The 25,703-nt window shown below is 51.8% G+C and carries 20 protein-coding genes; 17 read left to right on the top strand and 3 right to left on the bottom strand.

Translation table 11 applies throughout. The features are described 5' to 3' along the window. Positions 1-36 precede the first annotated feature (36 nt). The 3 genes from tal (at position 37) to yegD (ending at position 4,514) form a co-directional block, all read left to right on the top strand. Positions 37-987: a transaldolase gene (gene tal, locus EVX52_RS16760; protein WP_129952181.1), complete on the top strand. Its 951-nt coding sequence runs from the start codon at positions 37-39 to the stop codon at positions 985-987. A 55-nt stretch (positions 988-1,042) separates the two neighbouring features. Further along, positions 1,043-3,037 (top strand): transketolase, encoded by a 1,995-nt coding sequence (tkt, locus tag EVX52_RS16755; RefSeq protein ID WP_129952180.1) that lies wholly within the window; start codon positions 1,043-1,045, stop codon positions 3,035-3,037. 124 nt (positions 3,038-3,161) lie between these two features. Next, positions 3,162-4,514: a molecular chaperone gene (gene yegD / locus EVX52_RS16750; protein WP_129952773.1), complete on the top strand. Its 1,353-nt coding sequence runs from the start codon at positions 3,162-3,164 to the stop codon at positions 4,512-4,514. A 68-nt stretch (positions 4,515-4,582) separates the two neighbouring features. On the opposite strand, the gene EVX52_RS16745 is transcribed toward yegD, so the two are convergent. Further along, positions 4,583-5,536 (bottom strand): aldo/keto reductase, encoded by a 954-nt coding sequence (locus EVX52_RS16745; protein WP_129991779.1) that lies wholly within the window; start codon positions 5,534-5,536, stop codon positions 4,583-4,585. Positions 5,537-5,796: 260 nt separating this feature from the next. On the opposite strand from EVX52_RS16745, the gene mdtD reads away from it, so the two are divergent. From mdtD to EVX52_RS16690, 11 genes are all read left to right on the top strand, one after another. Next, entirely contained in the window at positions 5,797-7,272 is a 1,476-nt protein-coding gene (mdtD, locus tag EVX52_RS16740) for a multidrug transporter subunit MdtD (protein WP_129991695.1), read from the top strand. Continuing rightward, the gene (baeS, locus tag EVX52_RS16735) at positions 7,269-8,654 is read left to right on the top strand and encodes a two-component system sensor histidine kinase BaeS (protein WP_129991694.1); all 1,386 of its coding nucleotides are present in this window, start codon (positions 7,269-7,271) and stop codon (positions 8,652-8,654) included. Before mdtD ends, baeS begins: the two co-directional genes overlap by 4 nt. Next, positions 8,655-9,374, top strand: coding sequence for a two-component system response regulator BaeR (baeR, locus tag EVX52_RS16730; RefSeq protein ID WP_129952177.1), 720 nt, complete (start codon positions 8,655-8,657; stop codon positions 9,372-9,374). 154 nt (positions 9,375-9,528) lie between these two features. Continuing rightward, positions 9,529-9,876 carry a YegP family protein gene (locus EVX52_RS16725; RefSeq protein WP_129952176.1) on the top strand — a complete coding sequence of 116 codons (348 nt, stop codon included), beginning with the start codon at positions 9,529-9,531 and terminating at the stop codon, positions 9,874-9,876. A 186-nt stretch (positions 9,877-10,062) separates the two neighbouring features. Beyond that, entirely contained in the window at positions 10,063-11,448 is a 1,386-nt protein-coding gene (yegQ, locus tag EVX52_RS16720; protein ID WP_129991693.1) for a tRNA 5-hydroxyuridine modification protein YegQ, read from the top strand. 371 nt (positions 11,449-11,819) lie between these two features. Continuing rightward, positions 11,820-12,707 (top strand): lipid kinase YegS, encoded by an 888-nt coding sequence (gene yegS / locus EVX52_RS16715; RefSeq protein ID WP_129991692.1) that lies wholly within the window; start codon positions 11,820-11,822, stop codon positions 12,705-12,707. 244 nt (positions 12,708-12,951) lie between these two features. Then, positions 12,952-14,514 (top strand): MFS transporter, encoded by a 1,563-nt coding sequence (locus tag EVX52_RS16710; protein WP_129952173.1) that lies wholly within the window; start codon positions 12,952-12,954, stop codon positions 14,512-14,514. Beyond that, a complete protein-coding gene (yiaK, locus tag EVX52_RS16705) occupies positions 14,501-15,514 on the top strand; it encodes a 3-dehydro-L-gulonate 2-dehydrogenase (protein WP_129952172.1) in 1,014 nt (337 codons plus the stop codon). Before EVX52_RS16710 ends, yiaK begins: the two co-directional genes overlap by 14 nt. Before the next feature lie 191 nt (positions 15,515-15,705). Continuing rightward, positions 15,706-16,920, top strand: a complete 1,215-nt coding sequence (rspA, locus tag EVX52_RS16700; protein WP_129952171.1) for a starvation-sensing protein RspA — start codon at positions 15,706-15,708, stop codon at positions 16,918-16,920. An 11-nt stretch (positions 16,921-16,931) separates the two neighbouring features. Then, positions 16,932-17,945: a Zn-dependent oxidoreductase gene (locus EVX52_RS16695; RefSeq protein WP_129991691.1), complete on the top strand. Its 1,014-nt coding sequence runs from the start codon at positions 16,932-16,934 to the stop codon at positions 17,943-17,945. Positions 17,946-18,069: 124 nt separating this feature from the next. After that, entirely contained in the window at positions 18,070-19,359 is a 1,290-nt protein-coding gene (locus EVX52_RS16690; protein ID WP_129991690.1) for an MFS transporter, read from the top strand. A gap of 75 nt (positions 19,360-19,434) precedes the next feature. On the opposite strand, the gene EVX52_RS16685 is transcribed toward EVX52_RS16690, so the two are convergent. Further along, positions 19,435-21,408, bottom strand: a complete 1,974-nt coding sequence (locus EVX52_RS16685) for a glycoside hydrolase family 127 protein (protein ID WP_129991689.1) — start codon at positions 21,406-21,408, stop codon at positions 19,435-19,437. A gap of 22 nt (positions 21,409-21,430) precedes the next feature. Then, positions 21,431-22,840 (bottom strand): MFS transporter, encoded by a 1,410-nt coding sequence (locus EVX52_RS16680; protein WP_129952167.1) that lies wholly within the window; start codon positions 22,838-22,840, stop codon positions 21,431-21,433. Between the two features lie 272 nt (positions 22,841-23,112). On the opposite strand from EVX52_RS16680, the gene EVX52_RS16675 reads away from it, so the two are divergent. The 3 genes from EVX52_RS16675 to EVX52_RS16665 all read left to right on the top strand — a co-directional run bounded on the left by EVX52_RS16675 (position 23,113) and on the right by EVX52_RS16665 (position 25,697). Next, positions 23,113-23,949, top strand: a complete 837-nt coding sequence (locus EVX52_RS16675) for an AraC family transcriptional regulator (protein ID WP_129991688.1) — start codon at positions 23,113-23,115, stop codon at positions 23,947-23,949. Positions 23,950-24,039: 90 nt separating this feature from the next. Continuing rightward, a complete protein-coding gene (locus EVX52_RS16670; RefSeq protein ID WP_129952165.1) occupies positions 24,040-24,726 on the top strand; it encodes a GntR family transcriptional regulator in 687 nt (228 codons plus the stop codon). A 122-nt stretch (positions 24,727-24,848) separates the two neighbouring features. Continuing rightward, complete coding sequence (locus EVX52_RS16665; RefSeq protein WP_129991687.1) at positions 24,849-25,697, top strand: hypothetical protein; 849 nt, start codon at positions 24,849-24,851, stop codon at positions 25,695-25,697. Positions 25,698-25,703: the final 6 nt, after the last annotated feature.

The following is a 25,703-nucleotide window of genomic DNA, read 5'->3' as shown; positions in this document are numbered from 1 at the left end:
TTGCTGTATCGTTTTTTCTCGCCAAGGAGCTAAGAGATGAACCAGTTAGACGCACTAAAAAAAATCACCACCGTCGTTGCCGACAGCGGTGACATTGAATCTATCCGTCATTTCGAGCCTCAGGATGCGACGACCAATCCTTCGCTGATCCTCAAAGCAGCCGACCTGCCGCAGTACCAAAACCTGATTAAAGACGCGCTGGACTACGCCCGCAAGCAAGGTGGCAGCAAAGAAACTCAGGTGATCAATGCGACAGATAAACTGGCCGTTAATATCGGGGCCGAAATCCTGAAAAGTGTGCCGGGGCGCGTCTCGACAGAAGTGGATGCCCGCCTGTCATTTAACCGGGATTTGTGTATCGAAAAAGCCCGCAAACTGATCGGTTTATATCAGGATCATGGCATCGATAAATCGCGCATCCTGATTAAACTGGCATCAACGTGGGAAGGTATCCAGGCCGCTAATGAACTGGAAAAAGAAGGCATCAACTGCAATCTGACCTTGCTGTTCTCTTTTGCTCAGGCACGGGCCTGCGCCGAAGCCGGAGTATATCTGATTTCGCCTTTTGTTGGCCGTATCTATGACTGGTACAAAGCCAAAGAGCCCAACGCCACCTACGACGTCGAAAAAGATCCGGGCGTAGAATCTGTCCGGAATATCTACGACTACTACAAATCCCACGGTTACGAGACTGTCATCATGGGCGCGAGCTTTCGCAAAGTGGAACAAATTCTGGCCCTGGCAGGTTGTGACCGCCTGACGATTTCACCAAACCTGCTGGAAGAACTGAAAGCCAGTGATGCACCGGTTGAACGCAAACTGCAGCCGTCTTCTCAGGCAGATAAAAAGCCGGCACCGCTGACACAGGCTGAATTCCTCTGGGAGCATCATCAGGATGCTATGGCCGTTGAAAAACTGGCCGAAGGTATCCGTTCATTTGCCGTCGATCAGAAGAAACTCGAAGATATGCTGTCGGCACAACTTTAGTTTTAACTGAATGTAAGTTTTGAATTTTAGCGTTGAAAAAACAGATGGAGTGAATATGCCCTCTCGTAAAGAACTCGCAAATGCGATCCGTGCACTGAGCATGGATGCCGTTCAAAAAGCGAACTCAGGCCATCCCGGAGCCCCCATGGGAATGGCGGATATCGCTGAAGTGTTGTGGCGTGATTATATGAATCACAATCCAACCAACCCTAAATGGGTCGATCGCGACCGCTTCCTGATGTCAAACGGCCACGGTTCAATGCTGCAATACAGCCTGCTGCATCTGACGGGTTACGATCTGCCGATGAAAGAGCTGGAAAACTTCCGCCAGCTGCATTCTAAAACGCCAGGACATCCGGAATTTGGCTATACGCCGGGCGTGGAAACCACCACCGGCCCGCTGGGTCAGGGGATTGCGAACGCCGTAGGTTTCGCGATTGCCGAACGTACACTTGCGGCTCAGTTTAACCGTGAAAATCACGACATCGTCGACCACTATACCTACGTCTTTTTAGGCGACGGTTGCATGATGGAAGGTATCTCACACGAAGCCTGTTCGCTTGCCGGCACCATGAAACTCGGCAAGCTGATTGCGTTTTATGATGACAACGGTATCTCTATCGACGGTCATGTTGAAGGCTGGTTCACCGATGACACCGCCAAACGCTTCGAAGCCTATCACTGGCATGTGATCCGCGGTATTGACGGGCACGATCCTGACGCGGTGAAAGCGGCTATCGAAGAAGCCCGCAAAGTCACTGACAAACCGTCACTGTTGCTGTGCAAAACCGTCATTGCTTTCGGTTCACCGAACAAAGCCGGTACTCACGGTGCCCACGGTGCTGCGCTGGGTGATGATGAAGTTGCAGCCACCCGTGAACATATCGGCTGGCACTACCCGCCTTTCGAAATCCCACAAGATATTTATGACCAGTGGGATGCCAAAGAAGCCGGCAAAGCGAAAGAGAAAGCCTGGAATGAGAAGTTTGCCGCGTATGCCAAAGCCTATCCGGCACTGGCCGCAGAATTTGAGCGCCGCATGAGCGGCAAACTGCCTGCGCAATGGCAAAACGAATCGCAGAAATACATCGAAGAATTGCAGGCGAAACCGGCCAATATTGCCAGTCGTAAAGCCTCGCAGAATACGCTGGAATCCTTCGGTAAAATTCTGCCGGAATTCCTTGGCGGCTCCGCTGACCTCGCGCCAAGTAACCTGACAATGTGGTCTGGTTCCAAATCCATCGGTGATGATCAGGCGGGTAACTACATTCATTACGGTGTTCGTGAATTTGGCATGACCGCCATTACTAATGGTATCGCTTTGCATGGCGGTTTCCTGCCGTACTCCGCGACATTCCTGATGTTTGTGGAATATGCCCGTAACGCCGTTCGTCTTGCGGCACTGATGAAGATCCGCAACGTGTTTGTGTACACCCATGATTCAATCGGTCTGGGTGAGGATGGCCCTACGCACCAGCCGGTAGAACAAATGGCCAGCCTGCGCGTGACGCCAAATATGAACACATGGCGTCCGGGTGATCAGGTGGAGTCGGCTATCGCCTGGAAATACGCCATCGAACGTACTGACGGCCCTTCTGCGCTCATCTTCTCGCGTCAGAACCTGACCCAGCAGCCGCGTACGGCGGAACAGCTGGCTAACGTTGCACGCGGCGGTTATGTACTGAAAGATTCTGACGGTACGCCGGAGGTGATCCTGATTGCCACCGGTTCGGAAGTGGGCATCACGGTAGAAGCTGCGGACATTCTGGCTGCCGCAGGCACCAAAGTACGCGTGGTTTCCATGCCGTCTGCCGATGTCTTCGACCAACAGGACGCGGCTTACCGCGAATCGGTTCTGCCGAAAGCCGTGACCGCAAGGGTTGCGGTTGAAGCGGGTATCGCCGATTACTGGTACAAATATGTCGGCCTCAATGGTGCCATTGTCGGCATGACAACCTTCGGGGAATCTGCGCCAGCCGAGCAACTGTTTAAAGAGTTCGGTTTTACCGCTGATAATGTCGTCGCTAAAGCGCAGGCATTGCTGAAGTAATTCTCTGTACTTGATTCCCTCTCCCCAGGAGAGGGATTTCCTCTTCATTGCGCATCCTATCTGACTTGATGAATCGCCCTCTCTCCGGTAAAGTCCCGTCCCTTCTTTGGCATGGGGAACAATGATGTTTATTGGATTTGACTACGGTACAGCGAATTGCTCCGTTGCAGTGATGCGTGACGATAACGCTCACCTTCTGGCGCTAGAAAATAACGATCCTTACTTACCCTCCATGCTTTGTGCACCGACACGTGAAGCGGTCAGCGAATGGCTGAACCGTCACGGGCAGGTTCCCGCAGGCAGTGATGAAAATCTGGCGCTGCTGCGTCGCAGTATCAGCTTTAACCGCGAGGAAGATATCCCGGTTAATGCCAACAGCGTAAACTTCGGTTTGCGGGCACTTTCGACCTATATGGAAGATCCGGAAGAAGTGTACTTTGTGCGTTCTCCCAAATCGTTCCTCGGCGCAAACGGCCTGAAGCCACAACAGATCGCCCTGTTCGAAGATCTGGTTTGCGCGATGATGTTCCACATCAAACGTCAGGCTGAGTCTGTCCTGCAGGAAAGTATTGAACAGGCGGTTATTGGCCGCCCGATTAACTTCCAGGGCATGGGCGGTGATGAAGCCAATGCTCAGGCACAAGGTATTTTGCAGCGTGCGGCAGAACGTGCGGGTTTTCGTGATATCGCTTTCCAGTTTGAACCGGTCGCGGCCGGTCTGGATTTCGAAGCCACACTGACCGAAGAGAAAACGGTGCTGGTTGTCGATATCGGCGGCGGTACGACTGACTGCTCGGTACTGCTGATGGGGCCACAATGGCGTGATAAAGCAGAGCGTCAGAACAGCCTGCTTGGTCATAGTGGTTGCCGCATCGGCGGTAATGATCTGGATATCATGACCGCATTCAAACAGCTGACTCCACAATTTGGTATGGGCAGTGAAACCCAGAAAGGTATCGCTATCCCGGCCCTGCCTTACTGGAATGCCGTCGCGACCAACGATGTTCCGGCGCAACTGGATTTCTATAGTGTGGCGAACGGCCGCATGTTACGTGATCTGATCCGTGATGCAGCGCAGCCTGATTTGATCAAACGCCTGCTGAAAGTTCAGCAACAACGTCTGAGCTACCGTCTGGTTCGTGCAGCGGAAGAAAGTAAGATTGCATTGTCTGAACGTGAAAGCGTGACGGCAGCCATGGACTTCATTGAATCGGGTCTGGCAGAAACCATTACCCAGCAGCAACTGAGTGACGCGATTTCTCAGCCCCTGGAACGTATTCAGGAGCAGGTCAGTCTGGCACTCGCCAGCAGCGAAATTAAACCTGATGTGATTTACCTGACCGGTGGCAGTGCACGTTCACCGTTGCTGCGCGCCGCTTTGCAGGCGCAGTTACCCGGGATCCCGCTGGTTGGAGGAAATGATTTCGGCTCGGTTACGGCAGGTCTGGCGCGCTGGGCCCAAACGTTATTCCGTTAGGATTTAAAGAGGCCGATAAACGCAAACCGCCTGAATCCAGGCGGTTTTTTATGGTTCAGAGCCAGGACTTACCAGGCACTGGCATCATTTAACGTCCTGATATCAGACTCATCCAGCTTCAGGGTCGCAGCCTGCGCCAGTTCGTTTAGCTGTTGCAGAGAGGTCGCACTGACAATCGGTGAAGTGATACCCGGACGGGCAATCTGCCAGGCCAGTGCTACCTGTCCCGGCTGAGCACCATGCTTACCGGCAACCTGATCCAATCCGGCCAGTATTTTCAGGCCACGCTCATTCAGGCAACGCGCAATCACACTTTCACCGCGTTTACTCTTCCCTGCATCGGCCCTGGTACGGTACTTCCCGGTCAGAAAACCGGCTGCCAGGCCATAGAAGTTGATGACACCTAAGCCGTTATCCGTCACGACTTTTTCCAGCGCTTCTTCATATACTTTACGGTCATACAAATTATATTGCGGTTGCAGCGTTTCATAACGCGCCAGTCCGTTTTCCTGACTGACTTTCAGCGCTTCAACCAGACGTGGTGCGCTGTAGTTGGATGCCCCAACGGCACGCACTTTCCCTTCTTTAATAAGCCGGTCAAATGCCGCCATGGTTTCAGCCAGCGGTGTATCGGCATCGTCATCATGTGACTGATACAAATCAATATAATCCGTTTGCAGACGCTTCAGCGAGGCCTCTACCGCCTCTTTGATATAGCGTGGCGACAACCCGACTTTTCCCTCACCCATCGGTTTTCCGACTTTGGTGGCGAGAATAATCTGGTCACGCTTACCGGTTTTTTTCAGCCAGTTACCGATAATGGTTTCGGATTCGCCCCCTTTATTACCTTCAACCCAGCTCGAATAGACGTCAGCTGTGTCAATGAAATTCAGTTGATGATCCAGCAAGGCATCCAGCAGGTTAAACGAGGCTGCCTGATCGACGGTCCAGCCAAATACATTGCCACCGAAGGTTAACGGCGGCACCTGGATACCTGTACGACCCAGTTCTCTTTTGTTCATCATTATCTCCCTTTTAAACGCTCAGATCAGACTTACTTTGCATGCGAACGGTTGATGGTCAAAGGTCAACCTTAGCATTTTGATATAAAATGTCAGGCTGAAAGCTATTCTTTATAGTCAGAAGTATTGTCAAAAAATGGGAAAGACTCTCCTTATTTCCTCCATTTTCTGCTGAAACATTCTGGCTACACTGTAAGCCGGTCTGCAGGTTAATTCCCGCCTGAAATACCGCAACAATGATTGTGCTGATGCGATGACTCATGAAATCTGAAAACACTGACACTTTACCTCCTTCCACGCCGCTGCCAGCTTCAGTTCGCTGGCAATTATGGATCGTCGCCTTTGGCTTTTTTATGCAGGCCCTTGACACTACGATCGTTAATACTGCCCTGCCGTCGATGGCCCGCAGTCTGGGCGAAAATCCGCTGCACATGCATTCGGTCATTGTGGCTTATGTGCTGACGGTCGCGGTGATGTTACCGGCGAGTGGCTGGCTGGCGGACAAAGTCGGGGTTAAGTGGGTATTTTTTTCAGCCATTGTGCTGTTCACGCTCGGTTCGCTGCTGTGCGCACAATCGGAAAGCCTGCGCGAACTGGTGATGTCACGCATCGTTCAGGGGATTGGCGGCGCGATGATGGTGCCTGTTGGCCGGCTAACAGTGCTGAAAATTGTCCCGCGCAGCGAATACATGGCAGCGATGACAATGGTGACATTGCCCGGTCAGGTCGGCCCGTTACTGGGCCCGGCGTTAGGCGGTTTTCTGGTGCAATATGCAAGCTGGCACTGGATTTTCCTGATCAATTTGCCGGTCGGTCTGGCCGGATGCATCGCCACATTAATGATCATGCCGAACTATAAAATGCAAACCCGGCGCTTTGATATCAGCGGGTTTGTTATGCTGGCAGTGTGTATGGCCACGCTGACGCTGGCGCTGGAAGGCAGCCGCAGCATGGGGCTGACGGCGCTGGAAATTGTATTACTGGTCATCGCCGGTGGTGCGGCGCTGGGCATTTACTGGTTACACGCTCGCGGTAATCTTTCAGCACTGTTTTCCTTGCGCCTGTTCCATACACCGTCTTTTAAAATTGGCCTGACCGGCAGCTTGCTGGGGCGTATCGGCAGCGGCATGCTGCCGTTTATGACACCGGTCTTCCTGCAACTTGGAATGGGCTTTACGCCCTTCCATGCCGGACTGATGATGATCCCAATGGTGCTGGGCAGCATGGGGATGAAACGCGTGGTGGTCCGGCTGGTGAATCAGCTAGGTTATCGTTCGGCACTGGTCAGCGCCACATTGCTGCTGGCATTGATTACCCTGATTTTTCCGCTGGTGGCGATTTACGGCGCCGTATGGATGATCCCGATTGTGCTGTTCTTCCAGGGAATGGTGAACTCGCTGCGCTTCTCGTCGATGAATACCCTGACACTTAAAGATTTACCGCCACGCCTTGCCAGCAGTGGCAATAGCTTACTGTCGATGATCATGCAATTGTCAATGAGCCTCGGTGTCAGCGTTGCCGGTTTACTGATTGGCCTGTTCGCTCACCAGCAAGCAATGACACCTGACAGCAGTACCCTGCACACCGCTTTTCTGTATTGCTATATGTCGATGGCGCTGGTGATTGCCCTGCCTGCCTGGGTATTTTCCAAAGTGCCGCCTGACAGGCAGAAAAACGCCATCATTAACCGGCGTCGTCCGGCGGCCGCTTCCCCCGATCCGATGAGAAAATCATGAAACCTGGTATCACCGCCAAGCTGTTTATGGCCATCTTTTGTACCTGCGCACTGGTGTTGATCATCATGAACTGGGGCGTGCGGATGAGCTTCGAAAGAGGCTTTATTGACTATATCCGTCAAAGCAACGAACAGCGCGTCGAACTGTTAGCGGACACGTTGCAGGAGCAATACAAGCAGCATGGCAGCTGGGAGTTTCTGGAAACAAATGATCGGTTGATCTACCAGCTGATGCGCTCATTTGAACAAAACAGCAGTTCGAAAATGCCGCCACAGGGCTGGCGGACAAAATTCTGGATCCTCGACAGTCACGATCGCCGGATCGGCGGTTACGATCAACCGGTCCCGCCCGATCTGCAAGGGCCGCGTCGCGTGATGACCGTCAATGGCGTGATCATCGGTTCAGTAATTTCCACGCCCGCTGAGCGCCTGACCCGCGATGCCGATATCAACTTTGAGCGTCAGCAGAGCCGCACCAGCTGGATGATTGTCGCTTTTACCGCACTGCTGGCCGCCGTCGTAACCTGGGTGTTATCTCGCGGTATGCTCGCGCCTGTAAAACGGCTGGTTAATGGCACCCATCAGCTTGCTGCGGGAAATTTCAGCACCCGCGTGGAAGTCGACAGTGAAGATGAACTGGGGAAACTGGCGCAGGACTTTAACCAGCTGGCAATGACGCTGGAGAAAAACGAACAGATGCGCCGGGCATTTATGGCAGATATTTCCCATGAGTTACGCACCCCGCTGGCGGTATTGCGCGGTGAGCTGGAAGCCATGCAGGATGGTGTGCGTAAAATGACCGTCGGTTCACTGGAATCGCTGCAATCTGAAGTGGCGATTCTGACCAAACTGGTCGATGATCTGCATCAGCTTTCTCTGTCAGATGCCGGTGCGCTGGCTTATCGCAAAGTCGATACCGACGTTGTACATCTGCTACAACTGGCCGAGGCCGGCTCGCGTGACCGTTTCCACAGCAAACAGTTAACGCTCAACAGCCATCTGCCGGAAAGTGCTGAAGTCTTTGGTGACCCGCAGCGGCTGTCGCAGCTTTTCAATAATCTGCTGGAAAACAGCCTGCGCTATACTGATCCGAATGGCGGCCTGGAAATCCAGGGAGAAATCTGTGAAAAAACGCTGAATCTGATTTTCCAGGACAGCGCGCCGGGCATCAGCGATGAGCAGCTCATCCGTATTTTTGAACGGTTTTACCGTACCGAAGGCTCGCGTAACCGCGCCAGCGGCGGCTCGGGTTTAGGTCTGGCAATTTGCCAGAATATCGTCGAAGCCCACGGCGGGCAGATCAGCGCAAGCCACTCCCCGGCGGGTGGCGTGCGCATTACGGTCGTCCTGCCTCTTTCTGTCCCACATGGCCCGAGAAACTGAATGAACGACTCTGCATTGTCCGGCCCTGCGCCGTTGAAAATCCTGATCGTGGAGGATGAGCCTAAACTCGCCCAGTTACTGATTGATTATCTCGAAGCGGCAGGTTATGCCACGCAGTGGTTACCCGACGGAAACGACGTGGTTACGCTGGTTAAAACCCAGCCCCCGGCACTGATTCTGCTGGATCTGATGCTGCCGGGCAGCAGTGGTTTAACGATATGCCGTGACATCCGCCAGTTCTCCGATGTGCCGGTCATGATGGTGACTGCCAAAACGGAAGAAATTGACCGTCTGCTCGGGCTGGAAATAGGCGCAGATGATTATATCTGTAAGCCTTATAGCCCGCGGGAAGTGGTCGCGCGCGTGAAGGTTATCCTGCGCCGTTGTGTGCGTCCGGATGAGCACGTGACAAAAGATACCGGCCTGCATATTGATGAGGCTCGCTTTCAGGCCACTTTTCAGGGACACGAACTTGAGCTGACTCCGGCGGAATTTCGTCTGCTAAAAACCCTGTCTGTGAAACCCGGTTATGTCTTTACCCGGGAAGTGCTGCTCAATAATCTTTATGACGATTACCGCGTTGTGACGGATCGCACCATCGACAGCCACATCAAAAACCTGCGCCGTAAGCTCGAATCACTTGATGGTGAAAAGGCATTTATCCGCGCGGTATACGGCGTCGGTTACCGTTGGGAAGCGGAGCCTTGCCATTTAGTTTAATGTTCTTCGGGCCGGCAACTCAGGTTTGTAAAGTTACTGAAAGTCTGTCGGCCAGCTCACATTTCATACCTTAAATTTCCGCTATCGCCGCGAAAAAGTCTCCATTAACTACACTTATTTCTGAAAAATAACCCCTCTTATGGAGATTACCTTTATGGCTAATAGCCACTATGAGCTGATTAAGGCGAGGAACGGGCAATATCACTTTATCCTTAAAGCCGGTAACGGAGAGATTCTTCTCACCAGTGAAATGTATGCCAGCAAAGCATCAGCGGAAAACGGCATCTTATCGGTACAAAACAACGTCTCAGAAGAAGCCCAGTACGAGATCAAACCCACGAAAGACGGGCAGTTTTACTTTGTCCTGAAAGCAAAAAATCATCAGGTCATTGCCATAAGCGAGATGTACACCGCACCCCGCACCGCTAAAAAAGGGGTGCTGTCCGTTATCAAAAACGGGCTAAGCCCGGAGATCCGTGATCTCACCCAGCAAATCGCCTGACCTCGTTATCCTGAGGTTGCTACATTTCCTGCTGCAACCTCAGGATCCAAAAATTGATCTGCCCCGGTAAAACTTCAAATACCCACACGAACTGGCTGCTTTTAAACAACTCAGACGTTACAATTCTGACCTTTCGTCGCCCCGCATCCGGGACGACCCTGACTTGTGATCAGACTGAGATTGACTATGTTTACCCGCGATTCTTTTGTTCCGGAACTGCTGTCCCCTGCCGGCTCCCTGAAAAATATGCGTTATGCTTTTGCCTACGGTGCTGATGCGGTTTATGCCGGCCAGCCCCGCTACAGCCTGCGTGTGCGTAATAACGAATTTAACCACCAGAACCTGGGAACAGGCATTAACGAAGCCCACGCCCTGGGTAAAAAATTCTATGTGGTGGTCAATATCGCCCCGCATAACGCCAAGCTCAAAACCTTTATCCGTGATTTACAACCGGTCATAGATATGGGACCGGACGCCCTGATCATGTCCGATCCGGGCCTTATCATGATGGTACGCGAAGCGTTCCCGCAAATGGATATTCACCTCTCGGTGCAGGCCAACGCCGTGAACTGGGCAACAGTGAAATTCTGGAAACAAATGGGGCTAACGCGCGTCATTTTGTCCCGCGAGCTGTCGCTTGAAGAGATCGCTGAAATCCGTGCTCAGGTGCCGGACATGGAAATAGAAATTTTCGTGCACGGTGCACTGTGCATGGCGTATTCCGGCCGCTGTCTGCTTTCCGGTTATATCAATAAACGCGATCCGAATCAGGGGACCTGCACCAACGCCTGCCGTTGGGAGTATAAAGTTCAGGAAGGCAAAGAAGACGCCATCGGCAACATCGTGCACCAATACGAACCGATCCCGGTTCAGCAGGTAGAAGCCGCAGAACCCACGTTAGGCATCGGCCAGCCGACGGATAAAGTATTTATGCTGGAAGAAGCGATGCGTCCGGGTGAATACATGAGTGCTTTTGAAGATGAGCATGGCACTTATATTATGAATTCTAAGGACCTGCGTGCGATTCAGCATGTGGAAACCCTGACTAAAATGGGCGTACATTCGCTGAAAATAGAAGGCCGTACCAAATCCTTCTATTATTGCGCCCGCACCGCACAGGTTTATCGCCGTGCCATTGACGACGCAGTGGCCGGAAAACCGTTTGACCCGACGCTGCTGTCAACGCTGGAAGGCCTGGCGCATCGCGGTTATACCGAAGGTTTTCTGCGCCGTCATACACATGACGCACAACAGAACTACGAATACGGTTTCTCGGTCAGTGACCGCCAGCAATTTGTCGGTGAATTTACCGGTAACCGTAAAGATGGCTGGGCAGAAATCGACGTAAAAAATAAGTTCAGCGTCGGCGACAGCGTGGAAATGATGACGCCGCAGGGCAACGTTCAGTTCACACTCGACGCGTTACGCAACAAAAAAGGTCAGCCGACCGACGTGGCACCGGGTAATGGCCACTTCGTTTATGTTGCGCTGCCGGAAGATGTCAGCCTGGAATTCGCTATTTTGTTGCGTAATCTGCAAGAAACCGACACCCGGAATCCGCATTCAAAATAAGGAATTCTTCGAAAATAAGAATTCGATCACATCTATTTTTAGAGTAGCTGGTTAATATGTATTCGCAATTTACTTCGAATGCAAAATAAAGCACCGGACTACACTAGGAACCACCTCCTTGGCCAGCTCAATCTCCCTTGAGCTGGCTTTTCTTTGAATATTCGGGCAACTTCTTGTACTTCCATTCATCAAACAAATAATCTCTTTCCTCCCTAAAAAAATAAAATATCTTTTGCAGATAAATAAGTATTTTATTGAATGACCTTAACTGAAATTATTTAATACCAAAGAGAACGCTTCACTGATTTATCCGATAGCCAAATACGGTCACAATCATCTATTGTTGTTATGTATAGATAAAAGGAGCATACATGACCACAGCACTGCTGATTTTAAATGGAAAAGGGGCCGCCATCGAAGAACTGCGCGAAGCGGTGAACGCGCTGCGTGCTGAAGGCGTGAAGCTGGACGTACGGGTCACCTGGGAGCACGGTGATGCGGCGCGTTATGTCACCGAAGCCGTTGAACTGGGCTGTGAAACCGTGATCGCCGGTGGCGGTGATGGCACAATTAACGAAGTGGCGGGTGCGCTGGCACAACTCGACGGTGTAAGGCCAGCTCTGGGGATTGTGCCACTGGGGACGGCGAATGATTTCGCTACCGCCTGCAATATTCCCCCGACGCCTGAGCAGGCATTACAACTGGCGGTAAAAGGCCGGGCCGTCGAGATCGATCTGGCTTGCGTCAACAGCCAGCATTTCTTCATCAACATGGCGACAGGCGGCTTTGGGACACGTATCACCACGGAAACACCGGAAAAACTGAAAGCGGCACTGGGTGGCGTTTCGTATTTCATCCACGGGCTTTTACGTCTGGATACGCTCAAAGCGGATCGCTGCGAAATCACAGGCCCGGATTTTCAGTGGGAAGGCGATGCGCTGGTGATCGGCATCGGTAATGGCCGCCAGGCCGGTGGCGGACAACAGATTTGCCCGGACGCATTGATCAACGACGGCCTGCTGCAGCTCCGTCTTCTGACGTCAGAAGAGCTGCTGCCGTCATTCCTGCGCAGCCTGCTCAATAATGAAGAAAACAAAAATATCGTTTCCGTCAGCCTGCCATGGCTCGACATCACCGCGCCCCACGACATGACCTTCAACCTTGACGGTGAACCGCTGACCGGTAAACAGTTCCATATTGAGGTGTTGACTGGTGCCATTCAGTGCCGTTTACCCCCTCAGTGTGAGCTGCTCGGCTGATATCCCCCCTTCTCATTGTTCATTCTCTGTACTGTGATCCGTCTTGCAGTACAGAGGAATTCTGCTCTCTTTTTTGTGATCTGGTCCGATAAAACCCGTTTCGCATACTTGTATGGTAGATATACATTACTTAATTTTACTCTGCCGATGTCGCTGAATACTTCATTTATGAACTTCTGCGGGCACAAACGACGCATTTCTTTTTACGACTCTTATTTATCCGGTGACGGAATGCAGGGGTAGTATGATTAATCATCATAAAGAAAGACCGATATCGGTAAAAAATATGCTGGCCTACGGCGGGGGAGATTTCTTCGGCGGGGGATGTTTTGCGGTATTGGGTCTGTGGATAATGTTTTTCTATACCACCTATGCCGGATTAAGTCCCGCAGAGGCCGGTGCCGTTATTGCTACAGCACGCCTGCTGGACGCTTTTTTCGATCCGCTTATGGGGTATGTCACGGATAATTTCTACCGTAATGCGTGGGGTAAAAAATACGGCCGCCGAGGTTTCTTCTTCTTATTTGGTGCTCCGCTGATTATGGTAACCTACATTATTATGTGGGTCAGCGGCATGGGATTCTGGTATTACCTGCTCACTTATATTTTATTCTATGCCGCTTATACGCTGGCCATTGTACCTTATGAAACACTGGCAGCGGAAATGACCTCCAGCTTTAAAATGCGCACCAAACTGACTGGCGTGAGAATGTTTTTCTCTACCGGTGCCGCGATATTAGCCGCCTGGTTACCGGGTCGGATAATTGCCTATCTCGGTGAAGATTCATCATCATCGTTTCTGATTATGGGCGTCATTTTCGGCGTACTGTTTGCCGTGGTGATCCTGATGCTTTACTTTTACACATGGGAGCGCCCGATCCCGGTTGATGTCGCCGCGCCAAAACTCTCTTTTCGCCGCGACATGAAACATTTGTTTAAATCCCTGATCTCGACGATGAAAGTACGCACCTTCCGTCAGCACGTGGGGATGTATCTGGGCGGTTATGTCGCTCTCGACGTACTCGGTGCAGTGCTGGCCTACTACATTATTTTTGTCCTCGGACAAAACGCCGTGACGGCCTCGAATGCCATGACATTAATGACACTGGTACAGTTTGTCTGTGTCGCGCTGTTTATTTTCCTGTGCATGAAATTAGGTAATGGCGCATCTTACCGTATCGCACAGTTATTTATGTTAGCCAGTGTCGGGTTGTTTTTAGCCATCCATTTATTACAACTGCCGTTTAATATGGCGCTGATTTATCTCTCCGTCATTTTAATGGGTGTTGGCCGTTCAGGTACCAGTTATGTTTGCTGGAATATTTACAGTTTTATTCCGGATGTGGATGAAATGCTGACCGGAAAACGACGCGAGGGGATATTCGCCGGCGTCATGACTTTCGTGCGCAAAGCCGTTCAGGCGGTGGCTTTATTTGGGGTTGGCCTGTTATTACAGCATTACGGATTTACCCCGAAAAGCGCAACACAACCTGCTGAAGCCGTGTACGGGATCACGCTGGTATTTGGCACAGGTTCAGTCATCTTCCTGCTGGTGGGTTTATACAGTTCAATGAAATTCCGTCTGACACGTCATAACCATGCGTTGCTGGTCAATGAGATTGAGCGCCTGAAAGCCGGCGGCAGTAAATATGATGTCACACCGGAAACCCGCTTAATTACCGAACAGCTGACCGGCTGGCCATACGAAAAATGTTGGGGTGATAATAATATTCTTAGCCAGACGGAAGAATTATCCACACTCACGCCAGATGATCTCTCAACCGGAGCCGACCATGCAAAGAATTGAATTCAGCCTGATGCAACAGACTATCTTTCACGCCCTGCAAAAAGCGGGACTTGATGAAGCAAGCGCACGTACCTGCGCACGCATACATACAGAGTCCAGTTGCGACGGCATTTCATCCCATGGCCTGAACCGTGTGGCGCGTTTTGTCGATTACGTCAATAAGGGCTGGATTGATATTCATGCCAAACCGGAGCTGGAAAAATCCCTTGGTGCCATCGCCATCTATAATGGCAACCGCGGTATCGGCATCACCAATGCCTTGTTTGCCGTTGATAAAGCGGCAGAGATGGCAAAGGAATACGGTGTCGGCATTGTCGCGCTGAAAAACAGCAGTCACTGGATGCGTGGCGGAAGTTATGGCTGGCATGCGGCACAACAAGGCATGGCGGCGATTTGCTGGACCAATACTGAATCCTGCATGCCCGCGTGGGGCGGCAAAAACACCCGAGTGGGCAACAACCCGTTCGTGATGGCCGTACCCCGTGCCAGAGGCCCGATCGTACTGGATATGGCAATGTCGCAATATTCCTACGGCAAATTGCAGGTCACGCGGCTGAAAAATGAAAAACTGCCCTTCCCCGGCGGCTACGACAAAGAAGGTCATCTCACAGACGATCCTGGTCCTATCGAAGCCTCTATGCGTATTTTACCGACGGGTTACTGGAAAGGCTCCGGACTGGCCATTGTGCTGGATGCCATGGCCGCGCTGTTATCGGCCGGATCACCCACCAATGAGATCGACAAAATTGGCAAAGGCAGTTGCACCGGTGCCAGCCAGATTTTCATGGTATTTGACCCGACACAACTCGGGGGTGCCGAATTCACCGAACGCATGGCCGACAGCGTCGCAGACTACGTTAACCAGTCGGAACCTGCCGAAAACAGCCGCGATGTCCGTTATCCGGGCCAGACCGCTGCATCTAACCGTGAACAAAACCGCCGTCTGGGCATCCCGGTCGATGAAGCGGTATGGAACGAAGTTATGCGCCTGGCGGAATAGTCTCCGCTTTTTCCTGCCAAATAACGCCTGTTAACCGCAGGCGTTTTCTTTTTAATCCCTGCAACATTTCCCTCACAAAGTGTGATCCTCTCCGGCAAAAAACGCTAAACATACTTGTATGGTAGTTAGCAAAAGGCGTATTTATAACCAAAGAAAATGCATCCTACTTTTACTGCAAAAGGTCGTAACCGATGAAAATCGTGAATGCTGAAGTTTTTGTCACCTGTCCGGGACGCAACTTTGTGACGTTGAAAATCACCACTGAAAGCGGGCTGACCGGCATTGGTGATGCCACACTAAATGGCCGCGAATTACCGGTCGCATCCTATCTGAAAGATCATGTGTGTCCGCAGCTGATCGGCCGCGATGCGCATCAGATCGAAGACATCTGGCAGTTTTTCTATAAAGGCGCTTACTGGCGTCGCGGACCGGTCACCATGTCTGCCATTTCTGCCGTGGACATGGCGTTATGGGACATCAAAGCCAAAGCCGCCAATATGCCGTTGTACCAGTTGCTCGGCGGCGCATCCCGCACCGGCGTCATGGTTTACTGTCACACCACCGGTCATTCCGTTGATGAAGTACTCGATGATTACGCCAAACATAAAGAACTGGGCTTTAAGGCGATCCGCGCACAATGCGGTGTACCGGGCATGAAAACCACTTATGGCATGGCGAAAGGCAAAGGTCTGGCCTACGAACCGGCGACGAAAGGCAACTGGCCGGAAGAGCAGTTATGGTCAACGGAAAAATACCTCGATTTCACGCCAAAACTGTTCGAAGCCGTGCGTAATAAATTTGGTTTCGATGAACATCTGCTGCACGACATGCACCACCGCCTGACGCCCATCGAAGCGGCGCGTTTTGGCAAAAGCATTGAAGAATATCGCCTGTTCTGGATGGAGGATCCGACGCCTGCTGAGAATCAGGAATGCTTCCGCCTGATCCGCCAGCATACCGTGACACCAATTGCCGTCGGCGAAGTGTTTAACAGCATCTGGGATTGCAAGCAGCTTATCGAAGAACAGCTGATCGACTATATCCGCACTACGCTGACGCACGCTGGCGGCATAACAGGTATGCGCCGCATCGCCGATTTCGCCTCGTTATATCAGGTGCGCACCGGCTCGCACGGCCCTTCCGATCTTTCGCCGATTTGTATGGCTGCGGCCCTGCATTTCGACCTGTGGGTGCCGAATTTCGGCGTACAGGAATATATGGGGTATTCCGAGCAAATGCTGGAAGTCTTCCCGCATAACTGGACGTTCGACAACGGCTACATGCATCCGGGCGAAAAACCGGGTCTGGGCATTGAGTTTGACGAAAAACTGGCGGCGAAATATCCGTACGAGCCGGCGTATCTGCCGGTGGCCCGTCTGGAAGACGGCACGTTGTGGAACTGGTAAGGGAGCGAAACATGAACAGCGTCGTTATTGAGCAACCTGGAAAATTAGTCATCGAGCAACGTGCTTTGCCGGTACCTGCCGCCGGCGAAGTACGAGTTCGGGTCAGTCATGCGGGCATCTGTGGTTCAGATGTGCATATTTATCACGGCCACAATCCGTTTGCGAAATACCCGCGGGTTATCGGCCATGAGTTCTTCGGCCACATCGACAGCACCGGCGAAGGCGTCGATACCGCACGTATCGGCGAACGTGTGGTGATCGATCCGGTAGTCAGTTGCGGGCATTGCTACCCGTGCTCGATCGGCCGCCCGAATGTTTGTGCAGAACTGCAGGTTATCGGCGTCCACCGCGATGGCGGTTTCAGTGATTACGCCTGTGCACCGGCGAAAAACGCCTATGTGGTGCCGGAAGTGATCCCGGACAAACTCGCCAGCATGGTCGAGCCGTTTACTATCGCAGCGAATATCACGGCATTTCTCAAACCGACACCGCAGGATACTGCACTGATATACGGCGCAGGTCCGATGGGACTGACGGTGATTCAGGTGCTGAAAGGGGTTTACGGGGTGCAGAAAGTCATTGTCGCTGACCGTATCGACGAACGGTTGCAGATGGCGCAGGCAAGTGGCGCAGACTGGATCATCAATAACAGCGACCGCAGCGTGACTGATGTGCTGGCTGCAGAAGGTGTACGCCCGACACTTATCGTCGATGCTGCCTGCCATCCGGCGATCTTACAGGAGGCCATTCTGCTGGCGTCTCCGGCAGCACGTATCGGTATGATGGGTTTCTCCGGCGAGCCGAGCCTGGTCACGCAGCAAAGTATCACCAGCAAAGAGATTTCACTGTTTTCTTCACGCCTGAACAGTCACCGGTTCCCGCAGGTTATTGAATGGATGGAGCAGGGAAAAATCGCGCCCGAAAAACTGGTGACGCACTGGATGCCCGCCAGTGAAGTAGAAGCGGCATTAACGCTGTTCGAGAAAGATCAGCGTTCCTGCTGCAAGGTTTTACTGACATTCTGATTTAGCGTTAATTTTTGCAACAAGGCGGGAAGGTTTCAAATATCTTCCCGCCTGCCGTACCTCATATTCTACCTATAAAAACGCAACACTATTAAAACGACACCTACAAGTGGAGCACGCATCTATGTTTAAGAACCTACGCTGGATCATCGTATTCCTGCTGTTTCTGGTTTATATGATCAATTACCTCGACCGCGTTGCGCTGTCGATTACTGTGCCTATGATAGAAAAAGAACTGACCATTAATCCCGAGCAATTCGGCATGATATTTGGCAGTTTCTTCTTTGGTTACGCGATATTTAACTTTATCGGTGGCCTGGCCGTGGATAAATTCGGCCCGACGCTGGTGATGGGATTAGCTGTCGGCTTATGGTCAGTATTTTGTGGCATGACCGCTATCGCGACCGGCTTTTATTCCATGCTGATTTTACGGGTATTATTCGGCATGGCCGAAGGCCCGATTTGTGCTTCGGCAAATAAAATGATCAACGGCTGGTTCCCGAAGAAACAGGCGGCAACCGCGATGGGCTTGCTCAGTGCCGGTTCTCCCCTGGGTGGCGCAGTGGCCGGGCCGATTGTCGGGTATCTGGCAATTTCCTTCGGCTGGCGTCCGGCGTTTATGGTCATTGCCAGTATCGGCATCGTCTGGATGGTGGTGTGGTTCTTTACGGTTGCGGATAATCCGCTGAAAAGCAAACGCGTTTCACCGGAAGAACTGCGTTTAGTTGACGAAATGAAGAATGAGCATTTAAGTGAAGAAGAGAATATGGCGCAGGCTTCACATGGTCTTGGGTATTATTTACGTCAGCCGATTATTCTGGTTACTGCATTTGCCTTCTTCTGCTACAACTATATTTTATTTTTCTTCCTCAGCTGGTTCCCGGCTTATCTGGTACAGGCACATGGACTGAATATTAAAGAGATGAGCCTGACGACGGTTATTCCCTGGATTGTGGGTTTTGTCGGCCTGGCATTAGGTGGTTATATTTCTGATAAAATTTTTAATATTACCGGCCGCTTATTGCTGTCGCGTAAAATTATATTAGTGGTCAGCCTGTTAGCTGCGGCTGTTTGTGTCGCACTCGCCGGGATTGTCACCAGCGTGGTTCCGGCAGTCATCCTGATGTCAGTGTCTATTTTCTTCCTGTATACGACCGGTGCGATTTACTGGGCGATTATCCAGGATGTGGTGCATAAATCCCGCGTCGGCGGCACCAGTGGATTTATTCATCTGGTCGGCAGCGTCTCGGGTATCATCGGCCCGGTCGTGACGGGTTTCATTGTTCAAAACACCGGACGCTTTGACAGTGCCTTTATTCTCGCTGGCGGCGTCGCCGCGCTGGGCGCTATTTTGGTGTTCTTCGTGATTAAACCGCCAAAACACCTGCCCGACTCCACGCTGTCTCACAGCTGATGGTCTGAATGTGCATGTCGCTCCCCGTCAACGGGGAGCGCAGCCAATATTCAGTCAGGTTGCAGGATGGCGATTTTATTCGTCCACCCACACCCGCATTTCTCCCTCTCCGCGATTCGCCCAGGTAAAGTACGGTACAAAGGTCAGGGTTTGCGGCACAGTGTCTTCCACAGGCGGATTATAGTGATAAAGCGGCTGCTGACTGGCCTGAACGGATGCCCGGCGCCCGCCCTGAGCCTGCAATAATGTTTTACCGGCGAACAGTCCGCTGCCGGAAAACAGGCGGAACGTTGCATCATGCGGCAGGCGGATGTTATGCAGCTCACTGCCGTTGTCAGCCTGCTCAAGGCAATACACCAGCGGCCCCCGCTGCACTGCCACTTTGCCTGCAACGTGCCGCAACAGCGCATTGCCTTTCACCCGTATCACCGGCATCGGCAGTATCATTTCAAGCCGATCGCCTTTCTGCCATGTCCGGGTCAGACGCAGATATCCATGTTGCGTCAGGCTGGCCAGCGCCAGCGGATTACCATCGAGCGAAACCTGCGGGCTGTCACACCAGTCGGGTAAACGCAATGCCAGTGTCGCCTCCAGCGGCTGATCGGTATCGACGTCAATCAGCACGCATTCTGTCCACGGGTAGCCGCCGGACTGTTTCAGCCGCAACGCTTTTCCGCCAATTGTCGCTTCGACATCGCTGCCGATATACAGATTGATATCCACACCGTCCGGGCGCTGGGTATAGATATAGTGGCCGAGCGATGTCAGCAGACGCGCAATATTCGGCGGACAGCAGGCGCAGCCGAACCAGCGCTGACGCACCGGTTTTACATGGTCATAAATGTGGTTGAACGGAATGCTTTTCGGATGCACTTCCAGAGGATTGACATAGAAGAAATGTTTGCCATCAAGCGCCATCCCGGCCAGCACAGTGTTGTAGAGCGCCCGCTCCATCACGTCGGCATAACGGCTGTCAGGATCCATCTGCAACATACGGTTGGCGAACATCATCAGGCCAATCGATGCGCAGGTTTCGGTATAAGCCGTGTCATTGGGTAAATCATAATCGGAAGAAAAAGCTTCACCGCTGCTTTGCGATCCGACAGAACCGGTAATGTACATCTGCCGCCGGGTCATATTTTCCCACACACGCTGGCACACTTCGCGTTTTTCCTGATCCTGACTCAGCCGCGCCAGATGGGCCACACCGGCATACAGATACACAAAACGTACCGCATGGCCGACAGCCGTTGTCTGCAAGGCCACCGGCACATGCGCCTGGCTGTAGGCCTTGTCTTTCACCATCCACGCCGGTCCGTAGGTATTCCAGTGCGATGTTTTTCCACGTTTTTCATATTCGATATCGTAGAAATGCGGCTGTATACCCCGTTGCTCAACAAAATAACGGGTCAGGTCAAGATAACGCTTTTCGGCGGTTTGTTCATACAGACGCATCAGTGCCAGCTCAATTTCCGGATGTCCCGGGTAGCCATGCAACTGCTTCTCACCCGGCCCGAAGACATGTGCGATGTGATCAGCCAGCTTGCAGACAATCTCCAGCAAACGGGTTTTGCCTGTGGCCTGCACATAAGCCACACCGGCTTCAATCAGATGTCCGGCGCAGTAAAGTTCGTGACATTCAGCCAGATTAGTCCAGCGTTGTTGCGGCTCTTTGACGGTGAAGTAAGTATTCAGATAGCCGTCAGGTTGCTGCACTGCGCCGATCAGCTCAATCAGTTGATCGGCCGTTTCCTCCAGCGCGGGATCCGGCGTTTTCGTCAGTAAATACGCCACCGCTTCCAGCCACTTAGCAACATCACTGTCCTGAAAAACCATACCGTAGAATTCACCATCACTTTGCCCGGCGGCAATACGGAAATTTTCAATCGCGTGGCTTGGTTCGGCGTCGGCGACATCATCATTGAGCGCTTTCCACTGGTACGGCACCACCACCTCTTTCACCAGACGCTGATATTCCAGCCAGAATGCATCGGAAACATTCACCTTTTGCAAAGGCACTTCTAAAGAATCTACCGGAGAAAACGGCATACAACCTCCTGAAAAAGTTAAATTAAATTTTTGCAGCTAAATCGTGCGACATCCGCGACAGCAATTTGTTATCGAGTTTGCAAAACATCAGCGTTCCCGCCAGCAGCAGATGCATCGCCGCCGGTAACAGGGTTTCCAGCAAGGTGATCCCGCCGAGTGATGCCGCAGTCTGGTGCTCTGCGCCAGCCTGATAAGAGACCAGAATGAAGACCAGGCTGATGATCCCGGCACTGGATGCCCAGGCCAGTTTGATAAAGAAGAGGTTGAAGGCAAAGTTCATGCCGGAGGAACGGATACCGTTTTTCCAGTGCCCGTAATCATCGGCGAACGCCATGATGGAAAAATGCAGCGGCAACGTGAACCCGAGGATCACGCAGTGTACAAAGATGATACCGAGCCACAATATCTGGTGATGTTCACCGGCAGGAACAAACCACAGCATCAGGGAAAACACCGCCAGTACCAGATTTGTCAGCATATACAGCCGCACGCTGTCGATGAATTTGGTCAGCTGATTGACGATGACCGCGCCGAAAATGGAAGCCAGTGTCACCATACCGAAGAACAGCGAAGCGTAGCCTGCCCCGCCTTTCAGCACATACGTGATGAAATACATGTAGCCGCCGCCGCGCAGATTGAACACATTGATCAGCAGGAAAGACATCAGTAAAACCAGCAACAACTGATCGTTTTTCAGCAATCCGCGGATGTGTTCTTTAACGCTGAACTGCCCGAGCAACGCAAGGGGCAGGCGTTCGCGCACGGTGAAGAAACACCACAGAAACATCACTACCGCCACCGCACACAGCAACCCCACGCCCTGCTGATATCCTAGTGCCGCATTGCCTTTACCCAACACCTGTACCAGCCACGGCAGCCCGACGGATACCATAAAGCCCGCTACACCGCACAGGACAAAGCGCCACGACTGACAAGACATCACTTCGCGATGATCGGTGGTCATGGTGTTAATCAGTGCGCAATACGGCACGTTGATTGCCGTATACGACACGGAAAGCAGGAAGTACGTGAAGAAGGCGTAGGCAATTTTGGCATCTCCACTCAGGCCGGGCACCGTAAAGGTGAGAAACCCGATCACGCCAACAGGTAACGCAATCCATAACTGCCAGGGACGAAAACGTCCCCAGCGACTTTGCGTACGGTCAGCCAGTATGCCCATCAGCGGATCGGAAATCGCATCAATCACCCGCAGGGAAATAAACAGCGTACCGACGATAGCAGGCGTCAGCCCGAAAACATCGGTATAAAAAAATGTCAGAAAACTGGTGATCAGACAGGTCATTATCGTGCCACCGGCATCACCTAATCCGTAACCGATTTTTTCACTGACCGAAAGTCTGGCATGGGCAGAAGTTATTCTGCTCTCTCCGTTTACCGTTGCAGAACCGGTATTAACTGAATCTGTTGGCATTATTTTTCCTCGCTTTTATATCGTTATTAATAAGCTGTAGGAACACAATAAATAAGGCTAATTATGGGTGTCAGCCCTGGATTTAAATAAGGTACGCCATAAATCTGGCATAATGGCCTCATGCCAACAAGAGGAGGATAAAGTAGTTAAACGGGACAATTCCGACTCACGATCAGAATCTGTGAAGCAGATCAAAACCTCTTTAAACCTGGCTGGAGATGCATGTTCTCTATGCTACTGTCAGGTATATCCAGCCTGATGAGTGCCTTAAAATGACTGAAATGCTTACGTTTCCCGTCAATATCCCGGTGAAAGTACAAAACGGCGGTTTGTTCATTTCCCGCGGAATAGGCACACATCCGACCCGGAGACTCAGTTCGCATGAATTAATTTATGTTGTCCGGGGCTCATTGTCTTTACAGGAAGAAAATAGCCGTTTTGATTTACACGAAGGAGAAAGTCTATTGTTATTTCCCGGCAGGGAACATAAAGGCGTCACCACCTTTGATGCTGATTTAAAATTTTACTGGCTGCATTTTGATATTGTGAAAGATATAGCAATAAATAATTCACAGCAAAATAATCCCTCTTTACAGCTGAATATTCCACAACATTGTAAAGTCAGGGACCGCGAAACGCTGCTAACGCTGTTCAGATTATTTTTATATGAACAGGAACGCGGCGGTAATTCTCTGGATCTGTTTCTGATTTTGCTGTTAGAAGAAGTCTCGCGCACCTGGCCGGAGAATGTTGAACCGGGCGGCCCCGGTGTGGCGCTGGCCTATAAAGCCCGTCAGCTGATTACGACACAATTCCATCTGCCGCTGGGAGCCTCTGAACTGGCGGAACGGCTGCATTGTAATGCTGATTATCTCGGGCGGGTTTTCCGCCTGACCTTTCAGATGACGCTGACAGAGGCGCTGCATAAACAACGGGTCGCGGCAGCAGAAAAACTGCTACTGGCCAATACCGGCAATGTGGCGGACGTGGCACGCCTGACGGGGTTTAACGACGTGGCGTATTTTCGTCGGGTATTTCGTAAACTACTGGGCATTACCCCTGCGGCCTACAAAAAGCTGTATTGCCGTGAGCATATAAACTCCCAATAATTTGATAAAACCTTGCGCTAACAATCTCAAAAACATCAGAAAACTCATGTTAGTATTGGGGTCTTCCGACTTTAAAGACAACTTTTGCCCATGACAGACTCCTTTGAATTTCTCAGTAATGTGCCGGTTAATCAGCAGATTTATCGCACCTTGCGTCAGGACATCGTCACCTGTGCCATCGCACCGGGGGCATTCCTGTCGGAGAAAGAGATTTCCACACGCTTTAATGTGTCCCGTCAGCCGGTTCGTGAAGCCTTTATCAAACTGGCCGAAGCCGGACTGGTTCAGGTTTTACCGCAACGCGGTACGTATGTAATGAAAATTTCCTCCAAACGGGTCGCTGACGGACGTTTCATTCGCGAAGCCGTTGAAACCGCCGTGGTACGCCGTGCAGCCATGGTCGCTACGGACAAAGATCTGGCGCTGCTCGGACATAATCTTGAGCGTCAGACACTGGCAGCAAAGCGTCAGCAAACGCAGGAATTCCTGCTACTGGATGATGAGTTCCACCGCACGATCGCACAAATTATCGACTGCCGTCTGGCATGGGAAACCGTCGAGCACATCAAAGCGACAATGGATCGCGTCCGCTTTCTGACACTCAGCAAAGTGTCACCGCCGGAAAATCTGATTGCACAGCATTATGCGATTTTTGACGGACTGCAAGCGCATGACCCGGACGCCGCAGAAAAAGCCATCCGTATTCATTTGCAGGAAATGATTTCCACCATTACGCCCATTGCCGAACAAAACAGTGACTGGTTTGATGCCGAGTAAGTAAAGGGAGGAAGTACAACACAAGCAGTTTGCGACGGCGTTCAAATTTTGCGGGTTAGCCCTGAAATCTGTATGACAACTTGGTGTAAGCTGTAAACCACACCAATATCGTGGATACTTTTATGCCAGCCGCTGCCACCCTGAAAAAAAGCTACTACAGTGCCGATCAGTCACTCTCCCTCTCCCAACTCGATAACGAGAAAATCAGTCAGATCGTCCGGGATCTGGACGTGGCAGAAAGCGAAAAAGAACATTACGTCACGGGCTGGATGGGCCAGAACAGCGTGGTCCTGGTGAGGAATTATCAGGACAAACGGGGCACGTCCAGCGGCCTGGTGATGTCGCGTGGCAATCGTTACAAACTCACCGTTCAGGCCATCACTTTCCGTATCCCCAAAGTGCTGCTGTGGGTCACGTTCCGCCGTAAGCCCCGCACCATGACCGTGATCGCCTATAACAAGCTGGGCGAACAGGCGACCGGCCTGCAACAGTTCATGCATGTGCAGGATCCTGAACTCAGGGAGAAGCTGGAGCAAGACTGGCGTGAACTGAACGATTATCTCGGCATGGCCTGCTGGCAGATGGATAACAACCGCCCGCAATGGCGCCAGTTGCACGGCGAAATCACGTCGCAATCCCTCGTTTCGCTGGCTGAATCGCCATGGTTCAGCGGTAAAAAACTGCAAAAAGATGGCGAACTGGAAGGGCTGTGGTTGCACGGGCAGTTTATTGGCCGACGCAACGGCGAACAGGCGGCATTGCTGCTGTCATGGAAAGACGAAGAGAACGACGATATTGCCAGCTATCTGTTTGAACGGATGTCAGCGGACAAAATTCGCGTGATGCTGCGCCCGCGTAAAGAAGAAAAATTCTATCCGCTGAACCCGTTTGATGCCGTGCATTTGCAACAGGCACTGACGAAATTCCGTCAGGCTGAACAGGCGCTGAGTGAAACCCTGCGCCTCGCATAATCTGTG

The sequence above is a fragment of the Rahnella sp. CFA14(1/10) genome (genome assembly GCF_004195095.1).
GTDB lineage: Bacteria > Pseudomonadota > Gammaproteobacteria > Enterobacterales > Enterobacteriaceae > Rahnella > Rahnella perminowiae.
Note: the sequence above shows the minus strand (reverse complement) of the source record. Positions and strands in the feature narration are given on the sequence as shown.

Excerpts from the sequence above, each read along its gene's own strand:
- tal (WP_129952181.1), top strand. The coding sequence starts at position 37 with ATGAACCAGTTAGACGCACTAAAAAAAATCACCACCGTCGTTGCCGAC.
- baeR (WP_129952177.1), top strand. The coding sequence starts at position 8,655 with ATGAACGACTCTGCATTGTCCGGCCCTGCGCCGTTGAAAATCCTGATC.
- EVX52_RS16665 (WP_129991687.1), top strand. The coding sequence starts at position 24,849 with ATGCCAGCCGCTGCCACCCTGAAAAAAAGCTACTACAGTGCCGATCAG.
- EVX52_RS16725 (WP_129952176.1), top strand. The coding sequence starts at position 9,529 with ATGGCTAATAGCCACTATGAGCTGATTAAGGCGAGGAACGGGCAATAT.
- EVX52_RS16710 (WP_129952173.1), top strand. The coding sequence starts at position 12,952 with ATGATTAATCATCATAAAGAAAGACCGATATCGGTAAAAAATATGCTG.
- yegQ (WP_129991693.1), top strand. The coding sequence starts at position 10,063 with ATGTTTACCCGCGATTCTTTTGTTCCGGAACTGCTGTCCCCTGCCGGC.
- yiaK (WP_129952172.1), top strand. The coding sequence starts at position 14,501 with ATGCAAAGAATTGAATTCAGCCTGATGCAACAGACTATCTTTCACGCC.
- EVX52_RS16670 (WP_129952165.1), top strand. The coding sequence starts at position 24,040 with ATGACAGACTCCTTTGAATTTCTCAGTAATGTGCCGGTTAATCAGCAG.
- EVX52_RS16695 (WP_129991691.1), top strand. The coding sequence starts at position 16,932 with ATGAACAGCGTCGTTATTGAGCAACCTGGAAAATTAGTCATCGAGCAA.
- mdtD (WP_129991695.1), top strand. The coding sequence starts at position 5,797 with ATGAAATCTGAAAACACTGACACTTTACCTCCTTCCACGCCGCTGCCA.
- tkt (WP_129952180.1), top strand. The coding sequence starts at position 1,043 with ATGCCCTCTCGTAAAGAACTCGCAAATGCGATCCGTGCACTGAGCATG.
- EVX52_RS16675 (WP_129991688.1), top strand. The coding sequence starts at position 23,113 with ATGACTGAAATGCTTACGTTTCCCGTCAATATCCCGGTGAAAGTACAA.
- rspA (WP_129952171.1), top strand. The coding sequence starts at position 15,706 with ATGAAAATCGTGAATGCTGAAGTTTTTGTCACCTGTCCGGGACGCAAC.
- EVX52_RS16745 (WP_129991779.1), bottom strand. The coding sequence starts at position 5,536 with ATGAACAAAAGAGAACTGGGTCGTACAGGTATCCAGGTGCCGCCGTTA.
- EVX52_RS16690 (WP_129991690.1), top strand. The coding sequence starts at position 18,070 with ATGTTTAAGAACCTACGCTGGATCATCGTATTCCTGCTGTTTCTGGTT.
- EVX52_RS16680 (WP_129952167.1), bottom strand. The coding sequence starts at position 22,840 with ATGCCAACAGATTCAGTTAATACCGGTTCTGCAACGGTAAACGGAGAG.
- yegS (WP_129991692.1), top strand. The coding sequence starts at position 11,820 with ATGACCACAGCACTGCTGATTTTAAATGGAAAAGGGGCCGCCATCGAA.
- EVX52_RS16685 (WP_129991689.1), bottom strand. The coding sequence starts at position 21,408 with ATGCCGTTTTCTCCGGTAGATTCTTTAGAAGTGCCTTTGCAAAAGGTG.
- baeS (WP_129991694.1), top strand. The coding sequence starts at position 7,269 with ATGAAACCTGGTATCACCGCCAAGCTGTTTATGGCCATCTTTTGTACC.
- yegD (WP_129952773.1), top strand. The coding sequence starts at position 3,162 with ATGTTTATTGGATTTGACTACGGTACAGCGAATTGCTCCGTTGCAGTG.